This is a genomic window from Methylobacterium sp. PvP105 (genome assembly GCF_017876975.1).
Classification (GTDB): Bacteria; Pseudomonadota; Alphaproteobacteria; order Rhizobiales; family Beijerinckiaceae; genus Methylobacterium; species Methylobacterium radiotolerans.
Genome location: NZ_JAGIPA010000001.1, coordinates 4,641,769 through 4,659,303 on the forward strand (window position 1 = coordinate 4,641,769; position 17,535 = coordinate 4,659,303).

Here is a 17,535-nt window from a genome sequence, read left to right on the forward strand (position 1 = left end):
TTCTGCCGCACTGTAGCCTATAAGAAAGGCCACAGGACGACACCTCGGCAATGATATCAATCTAGACCGAGCCGGCCACGCAGCGTCGACAGATCTTCAGCCAGAAGGGTGATGGGACCCTTCAGGGCGTTGCGATCCCGGGCCGTCAGGTTGTCGTAGCTCTGGAAACCGCCGTCCGGGCTGCGGTAGCGGGCGAGCAGGTCCTCGACCCGCTTGTAGCTGCGCTCGACCCGGGCCACGAAGTCGCGGTCCGCCAGGAGCGGGCGCAGGAGCGTGAACACGACCTTCGAGCCCTCGATGTTGGCCTGGAAGTCCCACAGGTCGGTGCGGCTGTAGCGCTCCTCCTCGCCGCTGATCTTGGTGGCGGCGATACCCTCGATCAGGGCCGAGGCCGCCCCGACCGCCCGGGCGGGCGGGATGGCGAGCGCCGCGATGCGGTCGCGCAGGGTCACGGTCTCGGCGGCGAGCCGCTCCGCGATCTCGCCGAGCCCCTCCGTCGTGCTCAGGGTGAACAAGACCATCTCCAGGCGATGGAACCCGACGAAGGCGGGATCGCGCTCGCGCAGCTCGAACTCGTCGCTGCGCACGTCGAGCCGCTTGATCAGTTCGGGAAACAGCGCCGCCACCGGCTCGATGCGCTCGTAGGGCGCGCGCGCCGGGGCGTAGAGCCGGCGCGCCTCCGCGAGTTGCCCGGCCTGGATCGCCGCGACGAAGCGCGCGGTCTCGCGCACGAAGGCGTCGGCCTGGGCCACGACGTAGGTCCTGTAGGCCGCGAGGGCCGCGGCCAGCTCCGGCGCCACCGGCCGGGACGGCCGCGCGGGCCGCGGGCCGTCCGGCAGGTCGAGGGACCAGCCCGGGCGGGTATCGCCGGCGCCGATCAGCATCGCCAGAGCGAGGGCCGCGGTGCGGGATCGGTCCCGGGCGAGGCGTGGAGACTCGGGCATGGGCGGCGGCGGATCGTGACACGGGGCGCGGCCCGAGCCGGCCGCGGGGTCCGGCTAATCGAGGCCTCACCGTCGGGCAACTTCCGACCGCAGCGGCGGTTCGGGGCCGGTGCTGATCGACCGGCTCCCCGGGCGGCTCGCAGATCACGATCGCGGCGCTGTCAGACGAGGAGCGGGATCAGGATGGCGAGCAGAACATTCCCGCCCACGAGCAGGACCAGAGGCAGCGTCTCCATGCCGGTCAGCCCAGGCAGGCCAGGGCGCGGAGCCCGGCCGTCGCGGGCTTCGCCGGGCAGGCAGGCGCGGGGGCGGTGGCGACCCGGGTGCCGGCCGGCTGCCCGCTGACGGCCCGCGAGAGCGCGGGCAGGTAGGTCGTACCGACCATGATTCCGGCCGAGAGCAGGAGGCGGGCGATGACGTCGAGCATGGTGTTTCCCCTCGTTCGGTCTTCGAGGACCGTTGTGCGAGGCGGTATCTACGGAAGCCGTGCTGCGGGAATATTGCGTCCCGTGTTGCTTCAGCGCTCTCGGGAAGTCATCGCGCCGATGGCAGAATAACGGAATGTGTCGTCGCGGAATCGGCGACCGATCGGGAGGCCGCACGGGTGACGGGGCGCGGGACACGGTGCGAGGCGCGATGACCCGCGGGTTCGGGCGGTCCGGGATCGCGCGCCGCGTCCTCGTGGTCGGCGCGATCCCGATCCTCGTCGCGGCCGCCATCGCGCTGGGCGCCTGGATCCTGCTCTACGAGGCCGAGCGCGCCCGGACCGGCGCCGTGGTGGCGACGGAGACGGCGCAGACGCTCACGTCGATGAACCGGGCGCGGGCGGACGCCGTCAGCGGCGGCACCGCGCGGCGGGACGAGGCCGAGCGCCGCTTCGACGAGCGGGCCGCCACCGCGGCCGGGCAGCTCGAACGTCTCGAGGGTCTCGCGCGCACGCGCGGCCAGTCCGCGCTCGTGGCGACCGTCACGGGCGATCTGAACTCGCAGGTGACGCGGATGCGCTCGCTCCTGCTCTCCGAGCGCACGGCGACCGCCACGATCGCCGACATGGCCCGGCGGGCGGACGCCCTGGTCGCGCTGACCGACGTCGCGCGCCGGCGCCAGCAGCAGGACAATGCCCAGTTGATCGCCGTCCTGGCCGTCAAGGATGCCGAGCTGGAGCGGAATCAGGGCGTCGTCACCGCCCTCCGGGAGCTGCGCGAGGCGATCAGCACCGCGGAGCTGAACCGGGCGCGCATCGGCCGCCCGGTCTTCCCGATCGAGTTCGACGAACTCGCCGCCGACCTGCGCCAGCTCGACGCCGTGGGCGACCGGCTGCGCCGCGTCCTGCGGGTCGACGGCGAGGCGGGGGCGGCGGACCGGGCGACGGAGCTCCTGAAGGCGTATCGCGACCGGAGCCGGACCGAGGACGACCTCAACCGGGTCCTGTCCGAGGGCTTCGAATTGACCCGCGCCACCCAGGCCGGCCGCGTCCTGGTCGAGTGGTGCGACCAGCTCGTCCAAGTGAGCGTCGCCCGCCAGAACCGGCTGTACGAGGAGGTCGCGCTCCTGATCCGTCACTCGGTCCTCTCGAACGAGGCCGAACTCTCCGCCCAGGACATCGCCCTCACGGCCCTGCGCCTCGCCCGGCGGACCGATGCGGCGCTCGCGCGCCGGGACACCGCGGAGGCGTCGCGGGTGCTGGAGGCGGGCGCGGAGCTGTCGGGCACGTCCCGGACGCTGCTCATCCCGGTGAGCATCCGGGACGAGATGGCGGAGGCGATCGACGGCTGGCGCGCGCAGCTCGCCGCGACGATCGAGAAGATCGGCGAGCAGAACGACACCATCGCCGACATGGACAGCCGCGCCGCCACGATGAGCGCCAACGCGCAGACCCTGAGCCGGGCCTTCATCGACGATGCCGACCAGTTCGGCAGCGTGATCCGGCAGCTCCTGGTCGTCGGGGCAGTGGGCGCCCTGTGCCTCGGGATCGGCGCCGCCGCCGCGGTGGCGCGCTCGATCACCCGGCCGCTGCACGCCCTGCAGCACAGCATCGTCACGGCCGCCGCCGCGCCCGCGCCAGAGGATATCGGCCGCGACGGCCACCTGCTCACGCGGCGCGACGAACTCGGCGACATCGCCAGGGCGACGAACGCGTTCCTGGAGCAGATCCGCCGTCGCGAGGCGGACCGGCGCAACGCCTCGCAGCGGGCCGACGACGCGCTCACCACTCTGCGGCAGGCCCAGGAGGACCTGATCCGCGCGGAGCGGCTCGCGTCGCTCGGCCAGCTCGTGGCGGGCGTCTCGCACGAGATCAGCACCCCGCTCGGCATCGCCCTGACCACGGCGACGCAGGTCCAGTCCGACTCGGCCGCGTTCGAGCGGCTGGTGGGCGAGAACCAGCTCTCCCGCTCGCGGCTGACCCAGTATGCCGGGCGGATGCGGGAGGGCGCTCAGCTCCTGACCAGCAACCTGATGCGCGCGGCCGACCTCCTCTACAGTTTCAAGCAGGTGGCGGCCGATCAGGCCATCGAGGACCGCCGCGCGCTGAACCTCGCGGACTGGATCGACGAGTTGCTGAAGAGCCTGCGCGCCCTGGCGCGACCGGGCCGGCACGTCTTCGTGGTCGAATGCCCGCCCGATCTCGTCGTCGACACGCTGCCGGGCATCCTGGCGCAGGTCGTGTCGAACGCTGTCAAGAACGCGATCGAGCACGGCTTTCAGGAGCGGGAGGGTGGCCGCATCACCATCACGGGGATCCGGTCCGGGGACGGCATCGGTCTCTCGATCGCCGATGACGGGCGCGGCATCGACGGCGCCGACCTCGGCCGCGTGTTCGACCCGTTCTTCACCACGGCGCGTGCCCGCGGCGGGACGGGCCTCGGCCTGCACATCGTCCACAACCTCGTGGTCAACCGCCTCCAGGGGCGGGTCGAACTGCAGAGCAGCGCGGGCGCCGGCACGGTGCTGCGGCTGTGGCTTCCGGAGCGGCTGGCATGAGCGGAGCGCGGCAACCGGCGCGGCGCGGGGACGGCCGCCTGAGGCCGCTGATGTCCGGCGCGCTCGCCGGCCTGCTCCTCGCGCTGCGCCCGCTGCCCGCCGAAGCCCTCACCGAACTCCAGTTCTGGCACGCCCTCGACGGGCCGAACGGCGAGCTGGTGACCCGCATCGCCGAGACGTTCAACGCCTCGCAGCCCGACTACCGGGTCGTGCCGGTCTACAAGGGCTCCTACGCCGAGACGATCAGCAGCGGCATCACGGCCTACCGTACCGGCGCGGCGCCGCACCTGCTGCAGGTTTTCGAGGTCGGGAACGGCACCATGGCGGCCGCGATCGGCGCCGTCAGGCCCGTCGCCACCGTGATGCGGGAGGCGGGGCTCTCGGTGGCGCCGGAGGATTTCCTGCCGGTCGTCGCCACCAACTACCTGGATGCCGAGGGCGGGATGCTGTCCCTGCCCTTCAACGTCTCGTCGACGGTCATGTGGATCAACCGCGACCGGTTCCGTCTGGCGGGCCTCGACGCCAAGAAACCCCCGGCCACCTGGCCGGAGGTCTTCGAGGCCGCGCGGCGGCTCAAGGCGGCGGACAGCAAGCAGTGCGCCCTGTCGTCGGCTTGGCCGACCTGGGTGCATATCGAGCAGCTGTCCGTCTGGCACGACCGGCCGCTCGCGACCCGCTCCAACGGCCTGGACGGCTACGACGCCGAGCTCGTCTTCAACGGCCCGCTCCAGGTCCGTCACCTGCAGAACCTCGTCGACCTGAAGCGTGCGGGCGTGTTCGAGTACAACGACCGCGTCAATCGCGGCGAGAGTCGGTTCGTCTCGGGCGACTGCGCGATCTTCCTCACCTCGTCGAGCCTGTACGGCAAGGTCTCCACCGCGGCCCGGTTCGACTGGACGGTCGTGCCGATGCCCTTCTATCCCGACGTCGTCGCGGAGCCGCAGAACGCGATCCTCGGCGGCGGCTCGCTCTACGCGATGCAGGGCAAGACGCCGGACGAGTACCGCGGCGTCGCCCGGTTCCTGGCGTTCCTGATGGAGGGACGGCAGCAGGCCGCGCTGTACCGGAACACCGGCTACATCCCCACGACGCGCGCCGCCTACGCCGACGCGGTGGCGGAGGGCTTCTTCGAGCGGCACCCGCAGCTCCACGTCGCCGTGCAGGAGCTGACCCGGCGCCCGCCGACGCGCAACACCGCCGGCCTGCGCCTGGGCAACATGCTGCAGATCCGCGACCTCTGGGCCGAGGAACTGGAGGCGGCGCTCAACGGTGCGAAGTCGCCGCAGCAGGCCCTCGACGACGCCGTGGCACGGGGCAACCAAGTGCTGCGGGTCTTCCAGCAGCGGACCAAGAAGTGAGCGTGGCGGATAGGTCGGCCCGCGCCGCCGTCGTCACCGGGCGGCGCGGAACCGCACCGTCTCGAAGAGGTGGCGGCCGAGGGGATCCATCGTCAGGCCGCGCACGTCGTTGCGGAGCGCCAGATGCACCTTGGTGTGGGCCAGGGGCACCCAGGGCATCGCGTGCCGGACGATGGCCTGGGCCTGACGGTACAGCGCCTGCCGCGCCGCCCGGTCGCCGGTGCGGCGGGCGGCCTCGACCAGCCGGTCGTAGGCCGGGTCGCACCAGCGGGCGAGGTTGGCGCCGCCGGTCTGGGCGGCCTTGCAGCCGAGCAGGACGCTCAGGAAGTTGTCCGGGTCGCCGTTGTCGCTCGTCCAGCCGTAGAGCATCAGCGCGGGCTCTCCGCCGTACAGGGCGGCGCGGTACGCGTTCCAGGGGCGCGTGACCGGGCGCGCGCGGATGCCGACCTGCGCGAGGTCGGCCTGGATCATGTCGGCGACGCGCCGGCCGTTCGGATTGTAGGGCCGGCTGACCGGCGGATACCACAGCTCGACGTCGAAGCCCTCGGCGAGCCCGGCCTCGGCCAGCAGGCGCAGCGCCTCGCCGCGGTCGAAGGGGGTGTCCGGCAGGTCCGCGTCGTAGGCCCAGATCCCCGGCGGCAGCGGCCCCTGAGCCAGGATCCCGGCATCGCCGTAGACCCCCGCCACGATCGCCCGCCGGTCGATGGCGAGGTTGACCGCGCGCCGCACCCGGACGTCTCCGAAGGGTGAGCGGGTCGTGTTGAGGGCGAGGTAGGCGACGTTCAGCTCGGCGAGCGCGAGCAGCGTCAGGCCCGGCTCCGCCCGGATCGCGTCGAGATCGCCGGTCGCCGGAAACGCCATCGCGTGGCACTCGCCGGCCCGCAGCTTGGTCAGCCGGACCGCCGCGTTCGGCGTGATCGCGAAGACGAGGCCGTCGGGGCGCTCGCCCGGTTCGCCGTCGTCCGCGGCGCGGCGCCAGTATTCCGGGAAGGCGCGGTAGCGCAGGACCTGATCCGGCCGGTACCCCTCGAACACGAACGGGCCGGTCCCGATCGGCGCCCGCGCGATCTCGTCCGACGCGTTGCCGGCCGCGAGGGTCGCCGCGTACTCGGCCGACAGGATCGCGCCGAAGGCCTGGGCGATGTTGGCGAGGAAGGTGGTGTCGGCCTCGCGCAGCCGGAACCGGACGTGGTGCGGATCCGGGGCGTCGACGGCCTCGATCAGGTCGGCGAGGCCGAGGTCGTGGAAGTAGGGGAAGCCCGGCGCGGCGCCGTCGGGTCCGGAGCGCCGCTGCCGGGCGAAGGAGAACACCACGTCGTCGGCGTTCAGGGGCCGCGTGGGGGTGAAGCGCGCGTTGGCGTGGAAGCGGACGCCGTCCCGCAGGGCGAAGACGTAGGTCCGGCCGTCCTCCGAGATCGTCCAGGATTCGGCGAGGGCCGGGCGGATCGTCGTCGTGCCGGGCGCGAACTCCACCAGCGTGTTGTAGACCTGCCACGCGGCGTTCATCGTGGTGGTGGTCGTGGCGCGGGCGGGATCGAAGGATTCGGGGCTGCCCTCCGAGCAGAACACGAAGGTGCGCGCCGCCGCCGGGCCGGGGTCGAAAAGCGGGCCGGAAGCCAGGCCGGCCGCCAGGGCGAGGAGCCCGGCCCGGCATGCCGCGGCCGGCCTCACGGCGTGCCGATCGCGCTGGTCCGCGGCCGCGCGGCCGCTCCCGCGCCCTCTGCGGGAAAATCGACCTGCACGACGGTCCCCTGACCGCGCTCGCTGCTGACCGCGATGCGGCCGCCGAGCTTGGCGGTCACGAGATTGTGGACGATGTGCATGCCGAGTCCCGTGCTGCCGGCGCTCCGGGCCGTCGTGAAGAACGGGTCGAAGATGCGCTCGAGGTGCTCCGGCGGGATGCCCTGACCGGTATCGCGAACCTCCATCCGCACGAGGCCCCCCTCCCGTTCCGACACGTCCACGGTGATCCGTCCCGGCTCGCCCGCCCGGAACCCGTGCACGACCGCGTTGGCGACGAGGTTGGTTACGATCTGCGCCAGCACCCCGGGATTGGTGACGATGACGAGGTCCGCCGGGCAGGCGCGCTCCACGACGTGGCCGCCCTTGCGCAGCATCGGCCGCAGGCTCGTCAGCAGGTCGTCGAGCCAGGTCGCCAGCGCGACGCTGCGGCTCTCGTCGCTGACCCGGTCGACCGCGACCTGCTTGAAGCCCTGGACGAGGTCGGCGGCCCGGGTGAGGTTGGCGCAGAGCAGGGTGGCGCCCTCCTCGACCCGGTCGACGAAGTGAGTCAGCCGGGAGCGCGATAGCGTGCCGGCGGACAGTCCCGTCCGGAAGGTCCGCGCCTCGTCGCTCATGAGCGTCCCGGTGGTCAGCGCGATGCCGAGCGGCGTGTTGATCTCGTGGGCGACTCCGGCCACGAGCTGCCCGAGGGAGGCGAGCTTCTCGGCCCGGACGAGGTCGTCCTGAGTCCGGCGCAGCTCGACCAGGGCGACGTCCGCCTGATCCTTCGCCCGGCGCAGCGCGCCTTCCCGGCGGGTGATCTCGGACACGAAGACCGCGGTGGCGCGGGCGATGTCGCCGAGCTCGTCCCGGCGTGCCGTGCCCCGCACGGCCGCCCCCGCCGGGTTCCCGGTCAGCATGACCATATCGCCCTGGAGCGCGCGCAGCGGCACCAGGATCGAGCGGGCGACGAAGATCACCACCAGGGCGCCGAACAGCAGGAGGCCGGCCGCGCCGGCGAGCAGGATCCGCTGGATGAAGATGCCGAACCGGTCGGCATCCTCCACGAAGGCGTCGTTGAGCGCCTTGGCGCTGTCGATCATCGTCGCGGCGAGCCCGTCCATCGCGACGATCATGGCGTTCTGCTGCCGCAGGCCCCCGATGGTGGTGGTCAGGCGCGCGCGCCAGCCGTCGAGGGCCTGAATCATCTCGGCCTGGATCAGCGGCGAGATCGGCAGCGAGGCGGCGCTCCGGGCGAGGCGCTCGCCCTCGTCGCGCATCCGCTCGGCGAGGGCGGCATCCCGGTGCAGGAGGGCGCCGGCGGTGCGCGGCCCCAGCTTGAGGGTGCCGATCGCGACGTTCTGGGTGGCCTGCTCGATCTCGTTGGCCTCCACGGAATAGGCGAGCAGCTGCGCCACCTCGTCGTGCAGGCTCTCCTGGCCGGAGGTCTCGATCTTCAGAACGCGCTCGATCCAGCCGTCGAGCTTCGCGCGGAGATCCGGTTTCTGCGCCGCCGCCTCGGCGGCGAGCGCGTCGAGGGACTCGGCGTCGGCATCCCGGCCGTCGGCCCGCAGAGCGTTCGCGAGATCGCGGCTGGCGGCGCGGAAAAGGCTCTGCGCGCGCGGGCCCTCGCTCTCCGCGCCCGCCGCTCCCGCGGGGGCGTCGCTCCGGGCCACAGCCTGCGCTCCCGCCTGGGCCGCGGTCTGGGCGGCATTCTGAGCGGCGGTCTGGGCGGCGGTCTGGGCGGCGACCACGGCGCCCTCCGCGCTCCGGGCTCTCAGGGCGCTGAGGCGGGCGACGAGTCCCCGGGCGACCCGCAGCGCCTCGACCTTCTCGGCCATCGAGCGCGCGAGGTCCGCGTTCGAGGCCTGCTGCCGCAGGCGTGCCCGGTCGGTGAGGTCGATCAGGGTGTCGGCCCGCTGCGTCATCTCGCGGATCAGGCCGTCATTCTCCCGCGTCCGCCGGACGAAGGCGTCCATCTCGCCCCGATAGCGGGCCAGGGCCCGCTCCACAGAGGCGATCCGCGCGCGCTGTTCGTCGATGCGGGCGAAGCCGGCGAGCCGGCCGAGACCGGCCTCGGCCCGCGCCGTCAGGCCGGCGAAGCGCTCGGCATAGGCGGACCGGTCCCGCGCGTCCGCGGCGGCGAACTGATCACGGACCAAGCGGGCGGTGGCGATGTCGTGGTAGACGTCGGCCACCAGGACCGCACCGCGCCGGGCGCGCTCCTCCTGCGCCAGGAGCAGCCAGCCGGCCATGGCGATCGCGCCGGCGGCGAGGATCGGCACGCCTCCGACCAGGGCGATCTTGGGTCCAACCCGCATCCGCGTCCCGACATAGGGGTCCGGCAGCAACTTAAGGCCGGGCCGGAGTGCGGTGCAATCGGGCGGCGCTCCGACGGGTCCTGGCGCCCGGGCGACCAAGTCTTCCGGTCGCCGCTCGCAGCCTTCGGTCGATGCCGCCCGCTCCGCCGTCACGAGCGCAGCGGAGTGACCCAGGGCTGCGCGCGCCCGGTCGGTCTGGCGCCGCCGGATCGCTTCGCTGTGCTCGCAAAGGCCGCCTCGCAGCCACCCACCACGCGCGGTCTCAGCGCGGTCGGGATCCGACCCGTCGCGGGGCGGGGCCGGCCAGCACCGGATCCTGCGAGTCACGCGCGCCATCGCGCGGCGTGGGTGCGCCGTGCGGCGTGGGCACGCCGAACCGCTCCGCGCAGGTCGGCAGACGCCGTGGCCGGGGATCGCCGCCGCGCAGCATGCGGCGCAGCCGGAGAAGCAGGTCGGGATCTTCGTCGAAGCCGGGATCATCGCTGAAGTGCGGCATGGCCGGGTCCGCCCCTCACCGCGGGCCGGGCGCGGCATCGACCGCGATGAGGCGGACGCGCCGGGCGGCCGGGCCGGCACCCGCGCAGGCGCCCGGTGGGTAGGGCCAGGTCGCTCCAGCACAGGGAACGCCGTCACGGGCCGCCGCGGCGGCCCGGCCGCCGCCGCGGGCCTCCACGGTCACGGTGCCGGGCACCGGGGTCCAGCCGACGAAGGCCAGGATGCAGAGCGTGCCGACCGCCGCGGCCGACGAGGTTCCGATCACGTGTCGCATGGCCCGTCCTCCGGGCACCCGCGGCCCTCGGTCCTGCCACGCTGATAGGGAAGCTCCGTACCGCTGATATTGCTTCCAGCCCAAGCCGGAGCACGAATTGTTGCGTTGTCACGTCACGACGCAACATTGAGCCGGGAACATCAGTCGCCCTCGGGGCGGAATATGTATCCGAGACCCCGCACGGTCCGGATGTAGCGCGGATTGCCGGGATCCGGCTCGACCTTCTTGCGGATGCGGTTGATCCGCACGTCGATGGCGCGGTCGAACGCGTCCGGGTCGCGGGCGTCGGCGAGGTCGAGCAGGCGCTCGCGCGAGAGCGCGCGCCGCGGGTTGTCGGCGAAAGCCTTCAGCAGATCGAATTCCGAGCGGGTGAGCGCCTGCTCCAGACCGGCATCGTCGCTCAGGCGCAGCGCGTCGAGTTCCAGCCACTTGGTGCCGAACCGGATCCGGCGTCCGCCCACGGGAGCCGGGGCCGGCGCGGCGCCCGGCATCTGCACGCGGCGCAGCACCGATCGCACGCGGGCGACCAGCTCCCGCAACTCGCACGGTTTGGGCAGGTAATCGTCGGCCCCGAGCTCCAGCCCGACCACGCGGTCGATCGCGCTCGCCGTGGCGGTGAGCATGATGATCGGGATCGCCGTGCGGGCCTTGAGGTCGCGCACGATGGAGAGCCCGTCCTCCTCGGGCATGTTCAGGTCGAGCACGATCAGGTCGGGACTGTGGTGGGCGAGGTGCTCGCGCAGGGCGCGCCCGCCGTCGCACAGGACCACCGCGAACCCGTGGAGCTTGAGGTAATCCCCGACCATCTCGCGGGTCGCCGCCTCGTCGTCGACCACGGCGATCGACGGGATCGCCGCGACGCCGCGGGCGGTGCCGGGGGCGGGGCTGTCTGGAATGGTCATCGCAGCGGTGCGCACTTTCCGGGTTCGCTCTGGAACGAATGCAGGAATCGTATCGGCTCACGTTACCGTGACAAGTTTTCAACACGATTTCTAGCGTAGTCGTCCGGTTGCGAGCAGCATTTCGGGTCATAGCCATGGACGATGATACCCTCACGTTGATCCCCGACGATCCCGATGAGGCGCAACCGACCGCGGGAGCCTGGGTGATCGCCGTGATCGACGACGATCCGGCGGTCCATGACGGCACGCGTTACGCGCTGGCGAGCTACACCCTCGACGGGCGGGGCCTGGAGATCCTCACCGCCCGGTCGGCCGCGGAGGCGCGGGTGCTGCTCGCCGAGCGCCGCGACGTGGCGGTGGTGCTGCTCGACGTGGTGATGGAGACCGACAATGCCGGGCTGGAGCTGGTGGACTACATCCGGCGCGAACTCCGGCAGGAGACCGTGCGCATCATCCTGCGGACCGGCCAGCCCGGCCAGGCACCGGAGCGGCGGATCATCGTCGATTACGACATCAACGACTACAAGGCGAAGACCGAACTGACCGCCGACAAGCTGTTCACCAGCCTCACCGCGGCCCTGCGCGCCCACCAGCAGCTGAAGCGCCTCGACGAGACCCGGCGCGGGCTCGAGATCATCATCGACGCGGCGCCGATGCTCCTCGACCACAAATCGATGCAGCGCCTGGCCGAGGGTGTCCTCACCCAGGTCGCCTCGCTCCTGAACGTCGCCTGCGCGGGGATCCTGGTCCTGCGCGAGACCGCCGCCCCGCAGGAGCGCTTCTGCGTCCTGGCCGGGTCCGGCTGCTATGGCCACTATGCCGGGCGCGAGCCGGCCTGGCCGCTGGAGGAGCGGGTGCAACCCCTCGTTGAGCGGGCCTTCGCCGAGCGCCGCCACAGCTTCGGCGAGCACTGGTCGACCCTGTACCTGCACACGGCGAGCGGCAGCGAGATCGTCGCGCTGATCGAGGCCGACCGCCAGCTCTCCGAGACGGACCGGTCGCTCATCGCCCTGTTCACGAGCCGGCTGTCGATCGCGTTCGACAACGTCATCCTCTACGAGCGGCTGCAGCAAACCAACGCCGACCTGGAGCGGCGGGTCGTCGAGCGGACCGCGGAGCTGATCCGGGCGAACCGCCGGCTGGACCTGCAGCGCTCGGACCTGCGGCGCGCCAACAGCCTCAAGACCGAGATCCTCGGCACGATCGCGCACGATCTGAAGAATCCGCTGGCGGTGATCCTCGGCCGCGCCGAGATGCTGTCCGACCTGATCGACATGCAAGGGGACCGGGAGCAGATGCGGGCGCAGGTGCAGCACGTGCGCACCAGCGCGAAGGGGCTGACGACCATGATCGACAGCCTCATGGCGGACGCGATGAACGACGCCCTCGACATCAGCCTGCGCCGGGAACCGGTGGACCTCGCGGGCCTCGCCCGGGAGGTCTGCGAGGCCGACCGGCCGCTGGCCGACGCCAAGGGCCAGACCCTGGTCTGCGAGGGCCCGGACGAGCTGTTCCTCTGCGGCGACGCCGAGCGCCTCCGCGAGGCGCTCGACAACCTCGTCTCCAACGCCATCAAGTACAGCTCGACCGGCGGCGCGATCACGGTGCGGGTCAGCCGCGAGCCGGGCCCGCGGGGCGCGGAGCTGGTCTGCGCCGTCGCCGACCACGGGCCCGGCCTGTCGCCGGAGGATTCGTCCCGCGTGTTCGGCCGGTTCCAGCGCCTGTCGGCCAAGCCCACCGGCGGCGAGAACTCGACCGGTCTCGGGCTCTCGATCGTCCGTCGGATCGCCGAGCTGCACGGCGGCCGCGCCACGGCCGAGAGCGCCGGGCCGGGCTTAGGCGCGGTCTTCGCGATCCGCTTCCCGGAAGAATCCGTCGGCCTGTTCTGAGGGGAGGCTCCCGGAGCTCTGCCGGACCGACGTCGGCTTGCCGCCGTCGCGAAGGACGGCCGCAGACTGCCGGTTCCGACGATCCCGCGCGAGCCGGGATCGTCGGGTCAGCCCATGCCGCCGCACGGGACGAAATACTTCGCGCAATCCTGCGGCAAAGGAGCTTGACCATAACGCCGCCTCACGGCGGCCGATCTCGGGCCGCGACGAGGAGGAGACGGTAGATGGTCACGCGCATGATGACGAACACCGCGTCCGGATCCGACCGCATCGTCGCTTGGTCGATGATCGCGGGTCTCGCACTGGCTGTGATCCAGTACGCGCAGGACGTGGCCCTGCCGGCGCATTTCGTCTGACCGGCAGCACTGCCCCGCTTCCGACCTGTGCGGGCGGACGAGCGACGCCGACAGGACCGGCTCAGGGCCGCGCCGGCCGCGGCTCTGCGTCACCGTCCCCGGGCGAATGCGACCGAAGGTAGGCGATGATATCCGCCCGATCGAGGGCATCGGGGAGGCCGCGGAAGCTCATGCTGGTGCCGGGCGCGAGCTTCGCCGGGGCGGAGAGCCAGAGGTCCATAAGCTCCGGGGTCCAGACGCCGCCCAGCGACCGCAGCGCCCCGGTATAGCCGTAGCGCCTGCTGTTGCTGGCAACGGGCTTGCCGAGCACATCGTAGAGTCCGGGACCGTTCCGATCGCCCGCGCCGGGGCTGATCGTGTGACAGGCGGCGCACTGACCGAACAGCCGCCCGCCGCGCTCCGAGTCGGCCACCCGCATGACGTCGTCAAACGTCGGCGTCTCGCCCAGGGCACGGCGGCGTTCCCGCCCATCGTCCGAGCAGGCGGACGCGAGCAGGGCCAGCGCGAGCGCCACGGCGCGCGCGGGACGGCGCAGGATCCGCGATCGCGTCTGCCCAAGACAGCACAGCATCGCGTTCCCTTCGCGGTGAGCGGATTCGGATCGGCACGCGCCGGGCGTCCCACGGGGAGCGCGACTCTCCCAGCAGGAGTCGGCCGACGATCGGGGGACGGCGCTCGTCCGGGCGGCGCGGACTGCCTGAACGCGCGAGGCTCGGGCCGCCTCGGCCGGCTCAGACAACGGTCGAGATCGCGCCGGGCGGATGCGCCAGCAACGTCGCGAGCAGGCTGAGGCCGTATCGGAGCGTCTCGGCGTCCGGCGCCGCGCCCAGGGAGACGCGGATGGCTTCCGGAGCAGGCCCGACCGCGAAGGCGTCGCTCGGGATGACCGACACGCCGAGCTGCCGCGCGTGGGCGCCGAACTCGCCGCGACGCCAGAAAGCGGGAAGCCGGAGCCACAGATGGTGCCCGCTTGGATGCCCCCGGACGTCGAGACCCTGGAGCGTCTCGCGCGCGACGGCCTGCCTGAGCGCGTTCTCCTGCCGGATCGCCGCGACGACGGCGTCGAGCTCGCCCTCGGCGATCCAGTGTGAGGCGAGCGCGGCCGTGAGAGGCGAGGCCATCAAGTTGATGGCGCGCAGTTCGGCCGCCAGCCGCACCGCCTCGTTCGTTCCCGGGACCGCGACGTAGGCGACGCGCAGGCCGGGACTCGCGCATTTGGACAGCGTCGCGATGTGCCACGTGATGTCGCTCGCCTGGGACGCGATGGGAGCCGGAGCGTCCAGGGGCAGTGCGCCGTACGCGTCGTCCTCGATGATGGCGACGCCGTGCGTTCTGGCAATCTCGGCAATCTGCCGCCGCCGGACCGCCGGCAGGGTCGCGGTGGTCGGGTTGTCGAGCGTCGGAACGAGGTACAGAGCCCGCGGACGCTCGGTTTCGCAGCGTTCGCGGAAGGCGTCCGGCTCGAGCCCTTCCGCGTCGCCGGCCACCGGCACGAGGCGGACTCCGCGGCGCTCCGCGGCCGTGCGCAGCCCGGGATAGGTGAGCGCCGGGACGCAGAGGGCGTCGCCCGGCTTCAGGATGGCGGCGAGCACGGCGGCGAGCACGACCTGGGCACCGCCCGCCACGAGGACGCGCTGCACCGGGAGTGTCCCGAGCCGTTGACCGAGCCAGTGGGCCGCCGCCGCCCGGTCGGCCAGGTTCCCGGCACTGTCCTGGTACTGCATTCGGGCGAGGAAGCCGGACGATCCGGCGAGCCGCGACAGACCTGCCTCCAGGCGCTCCGCCAGTCGCGCCGCCGCGGGCTGGGGCGGCATGTTCATGCTGAAGTCGATGCTGCCGGACGGATCAGGCCGTGGCACCTCCGCGGCCGGCGACCGGGACCCCCGGACGAAACTGCCCCGGCCAGCCGTCGCGTCGATCAATCCCACTCGGCGCGCCTCGTTGAAGGCGCGCGTCACCGTCGTGAGATCGACGTTCAGCTGCTTCGCCAGCGCGCGCTGCGGCGGCAGGCGCGCTCCCGGCGCGAGCCGGCCGGCACGGATGTCCGCGGTCAGCGCCCGGACAATGGCGAGGTACTTGGGCCCGGTCTCGCCGGCGATTGTCGGGCTCCAGGATTCCAACATTGACCCCTGTTCTCGCGCTGGCGTATGCATACATTCAGAGTACGACCGGCGTGCACGGCCGTGCGTCCGTTCCGCGCTCGGCGGACGATTCGCCGGATCGCTCGGTTTCCACCGCCATTGTATGGTTTAATATGCCATACAATCGACAGGCACAAGCCCGTCCGTACAAGGACCGGCCCGCTGTTCAGGAACGTGGATGATGCAGAGGACTACCGATCAATCGCTCATGTCGGTCGGGCTGCGCTGCCGCTGCCCGCGCTGCGGGGAAGGCCGTCTGTTCGACGGCTTCATCACCCTGCGGCCGCGCTGCGAGGCGTGCGGCCTCGACTACAGCTTTGCCGACCCGGCGGACGGGCCCGCCTTCTTCATCATGATGACGATGGCGTTCCCCGTCACCGCCTTCGGGATCTGGCTGGAACTGGCCTACGATCCGCCGCTCTGGGTCCACGCGGCGGTGACGCTCCCGCTGCTCATCCTGGCCTGCGTGCCGATCATCCGGCCGCTGAAGGGACTCTTCATCGCCAGCCAGTACATCAACAAGGCCGCGGAGGGACGTCTCGCGGTGCCGAAGGCGCCCGTCGCCGGCCCGGCACCGCGGGACTGACTGCGTCGCAGCCCGCTCCGGCCTTGGTCCTGGCCGAGGCGTGGCCCCCGCAGCTCGCCGGGATCCGAGTTCTCGATCGCGCCCTCCGTCTCGGGCGGCTCCCGCCTCCGCCCAGCGCAACATCCGCCTCTTCGAAGACTGGCAGCGCGGCCGCGGGCCTGGGCGTTGCCCTCGGCCGGGGCGCGCCCATGGAGCGGGACATGCGCGACGGCACCCTCGTCGGCGTCGGCCCAGCCGTCGCGGCGGCGACGTCCCGCTGGCTCATCAGCGCCGAGGGCGTTGACGATCGGCAGGAGGCCGACCGGTTCCGGACCCGGATGCGGGCGGAGGCGAGCCGGTTCGCGGCCGAGCAGAAGGCGCGATACCCGCTCGGACGCGCCTGACAGCCCGAAGGGAGGGGGTCAGCGCGTCTCGCCCGAGAGCGCCGCTCAGGGCTCGAGGATATCTTCCCGTTTGTCGTCGCGGCCGCCGGCCGCGACCGCCTCCGCGAAGGAGACCGCGATCGCGACGCTCGGGCGTGCGCGCGCAGCGCGGCGGGGCCGGCCTCCGGTGGCGCCGGTGGCAGTCGCGGCCGGTTCGGCGACGCCCGCCGCGATGTCGGACCCATCCCGGCGGACCGATCCTCGCGCGGTCGCGCAGGCCTATCCGGACTTATGGCGCAGCTGCAGCAATCGCGCGATCTCCGAGCGCTTGGCGGCGTAACCCGGAGCGACCATCGGATAGTCGCGCGGCAACCCGTACTTGGCGCGGTAATCCTGCGGTGTCAGGCCGTGCGCCGTCAGATGACGCTTGAGCGTCTTGTAGGACCTGCCATCGATGAAGCTGATCAGGCCCTCGGCCTGGATGGACGTGCGGATCTCCCGCGCGGTCGCGGCTTCAGGCGTCGCGACCGCGGGCGCCGGCCCCACGCTGATCTGGCAAAGCATCTCGTACGTACTAACCAAAATCTCACAGAGCTGGGTGTGCGAGACCGAATTTCGGGAGACGTAGGCACAAACGATCTTTATTGAATTTTTCAAAGCCGCGTCAAAAACATTTCTCCCGCCAGTACCAACCTCAGGTAGCATACCTGCCAATCCCCCTCAAGACACGCAGCGCAAGAGTTGTATATCAATTTTCGCATGTCAATCCGTTGCCTTGATTGAGCTTGAAAAAAGAACCCTGTGATCGATATTCTACTTATGGAAACATCGATAGAGAAATAGCTCAACCAGAAAGGGGCGTTATGCATATCGCGCACCCTTCACACCTCGTCCGTATATCGTCCGCCAATCGTCCCACCGGACACTGAGCGCGATCCTCGCGCCGCGGACAAATGCGGACGCGCCGCGGGGATGCAGACCTTCGGCTCCGAGCGTGCCGGGCGCGTCACGGTCCGAGGTCGGAAGGGGCTCCTCGGACGGCCCTGATGACGGGACCCGCGCCGCAGATCCTCTCCAATCCCGGCGGCGGACAACGTCCACGTCCCTGTGTCGGCCACGGACCAGAACTGATCTCTCAAGTTGCATCACGCGGATATTGACAATCTACGCGACGACGATAAGTCGGTCAAAACCTGTCTTCAC

The 17,535-nt window shown here is 71.7% G+C and carries 16 protein-coding genes; 6 read left to right on the forward strand and 10 right to left on the reverse strand.

Translation table 11 applies throughout. The features are described 5' to 3' along the window. Positions 1-56: 56 nt before the first annotated feature. The gene (efeO, locus tag J3A75_RS22770; protein WP_024829404.1) at positions 57-944 is read right to left on the reverse strand and encodes an iron uptake system protein EfeO; all 888 of its coding nucleotides are present in this window, start codon (positions 942-944) and stop codon (positions 57-59) included. A gap of 241 nt (positions 945-1,185) precedes the next feature. Then, positions 1,186-1,371 carry a hypothetical protein gene (locus J3A75_RS22775; RefSeq protein WP_012320223.1) on the reverse strand — a complete coding sequence of 62 codons (186 nt, stop codon included), beginning with the start codon at positions 1,369-1,371 and terminating at the stop codon, positions 1,186-1,188. Between the two features lie 209 nt (positions 1,372-1,580). Between J3A75_RS22775 and J3A75_RS22780 the strand changes: the two genes are divergently transcribed. Together J3A75_RS22780 and ugpB are read left to right on the forward strand one after the other, a co-directional pair. Next, positions 1,581-3,926, forward strand: a complete 2,346-nt coding sequence (locus J3A75_RS22780; protein WP_012320224.1) for a sensor histidine kinase — start codon at positions 1,581-1,583, stop codon at positions 3,924-3,926. A gap of 50 nt (positions 3,927-3,976) precedes the next feature. Next, positions 3,977-5,284: a sn-glycerol-3-phosphate ABC transporter substrate-binding protein UgpB gene (ugpB, locus tag J3A75_RS22785; protein ID WP_107645346.1), complete on the forward strand. Its 1,308-nt coding sequence runs from the start codon at positions 3,977-3,979 to the stop codon at positions 5,282-5,284. 33 nt (positions 5,285-5,317) lie between these two features. Here ugpB and J3A75_RS22790 read toward each other — a convergent pair whose 3' ends face one another. From J3A75_RS22790 to J3A75_RS22810, 5 genes are all read right to left on the reverse strand, one after another. Then, complete coding sequence (locus J3A75_RS22790) at positions 5,318-6,955, reverse strand: ABC transporter substrate-binding protein (RefSeq protein ID WP_070999913.1); 1,638 nt, start codon at positions 6,953-6,955, stop codon at positions 5,318-5,320. Next, positions 6,952-9,327: a sensor histidine kinase gene (locus J3A75_RS22795; RefSeq protein ID WP_071000711.1), complete on the reverse strand. Its 2,376-nt coding sequence runs from the start codon at positions 9,325-9,327 to the stop codon at positions 6,952-6,954. Before J3A75_RS22795 ends, J3A75_RS22790 begins: the two co-directional genes overlap by 4 nt. A gap of 262 nt (positions 9,328-9,589) precedes the next feature. Then, complete coding sequence (locus tag J3A75_RS22800) at positions 9,590-9,823, reverse strand: hypothetical protein (protein WP_070999914.1); 234 nt, start codon at positions 9,821-9,823, stop codon at positions 9,590-9,592. A gap of 15 nt (positions 9,824-9,838) precedes the next feature. Further along, entirely contained in the window at positions 9,839-10,096 is a 258-nt protein-coding gene (locus tag J3A75_RS22805; protein ID WP_043074095.1) for a hypothetical protein, read from the reverse strand. Between the two features lie 140 nt (positions 10,097-10,236). Beyond that, positions 10,237-10,998 carry a response regulator gene (locus J3A75_RS22810; RefSeq protein WP_012320229.1) on the reverse strand — a complete coding sequence of 254 codons (762 nt, stop codon included), beginning with the start codon at positions 10,996-10,998 and terminating at the stop codon, positions 10,237-10,239. Between the two features lie 134 nt (positions 10,999-11,132). Here J3A75_RS22810 and J3A75_RS22815 point away from each other — a divergent pair, with 134 nt between their 5' ends. Continuing rightward, positions 11,133-12,887, forward strand: coding sequence for a DUF3369 domain-containing protein (locus J3A75_RS22815; RefSeq protein ID WP_070999916.1), 1,755 nt, complete (start codon positions 11,133-11,135; stop codon positions 12,885-12,887). 224 nt (positions 12,888-13,111) lie between these two features. Beyond that, positions 13,112-13,243, forward strand: a complete 132-nt coding sequence (locus J3A75_RS37080) for a hypothetical protein (protein ID WP_012320231.1) — start codon at positions 13,112-13,114, stop codon at positions 13,241-13,243. A 61-nt stretch (positions 13,244-13,304) separates the two neighbouring features. On the opposite strand, the gene J3A75_RS22820 is transcribed toward J3A75_RS37080, so the two are convergent. Next, on the reverse strand, positions 13,305-13,814 hold the full coding sequence (locus J3A75_RS22820; protein WP_083374379.1) for a c-type cytochrome: 510 nt from the start codon (positions 13,812-13,814) through the stop codon (positions 13,305-13,307). Between the two features lie 160 nt (positions 13,815-13,974). Then, the gene (locus J3A75_RS22825; RefSeq protein WP_043074097.1) at positions 13,975-15,366 is read right to left on the reverse strand and encodes a PLP-dependent aminotransferase family protein; all 1,392 of its coding nucleotides are present in this window, start codon (positions 15,364-15,366) and stop codon (positions 13,975-13,977) included. Positions 15,367-15,565: 199 nt separating this feature from the next. Here J3A75_RS22825 and J3A75_RS22830 point away from each other — a divergent pair, with 199 nt between their 5' ends. Both J3A75_RS22830 and J3A75_RS22835 read left to right on the forward strand, forming a co-directional pair. Next, complete coding sequence (locus tag J3A75_RS22830) at positions 15,566-15,970, forward strand: DUF983 domain-containing protein (protein ID WP_024829394.1); 405 nt, start codon at positions 15,566-15,568, stop codon at positions 15,968-15,970. 200 nt (positions 15,971-16,170) lie between these two features. Then, positions 16,171-16,353 carry a hypothetical protein gene (locus J3A75_RS22835; RefSeq protein WP_024829393.1) on the forward strand — a complete coding sequence of 61 codons (183 nt, stop codon included), beginning with the start codon at positions 16,171-16,173 and terminating at the stop codon, positions 16,351-16,353. Between the two features lie 258 nt (positions 16,354-16,611). On the opposite strand, the gene J3A75_RS22840 is transcribed toward J3A75_RS22835, so the two are convergent. Next, complete coding sequence (locus tag J3A75_RS22840) at positions 16,612-17,037, reverse strand: MucR family transcriptional regulator (RefSeq protein WP_012320236.1); 426 nt, start codon at positions 17,035-17,037, stop codon at positions 16,612-16,614. Between the last annotated feature and the right edge of the window lie 498 nt (positions 17,038-17,535).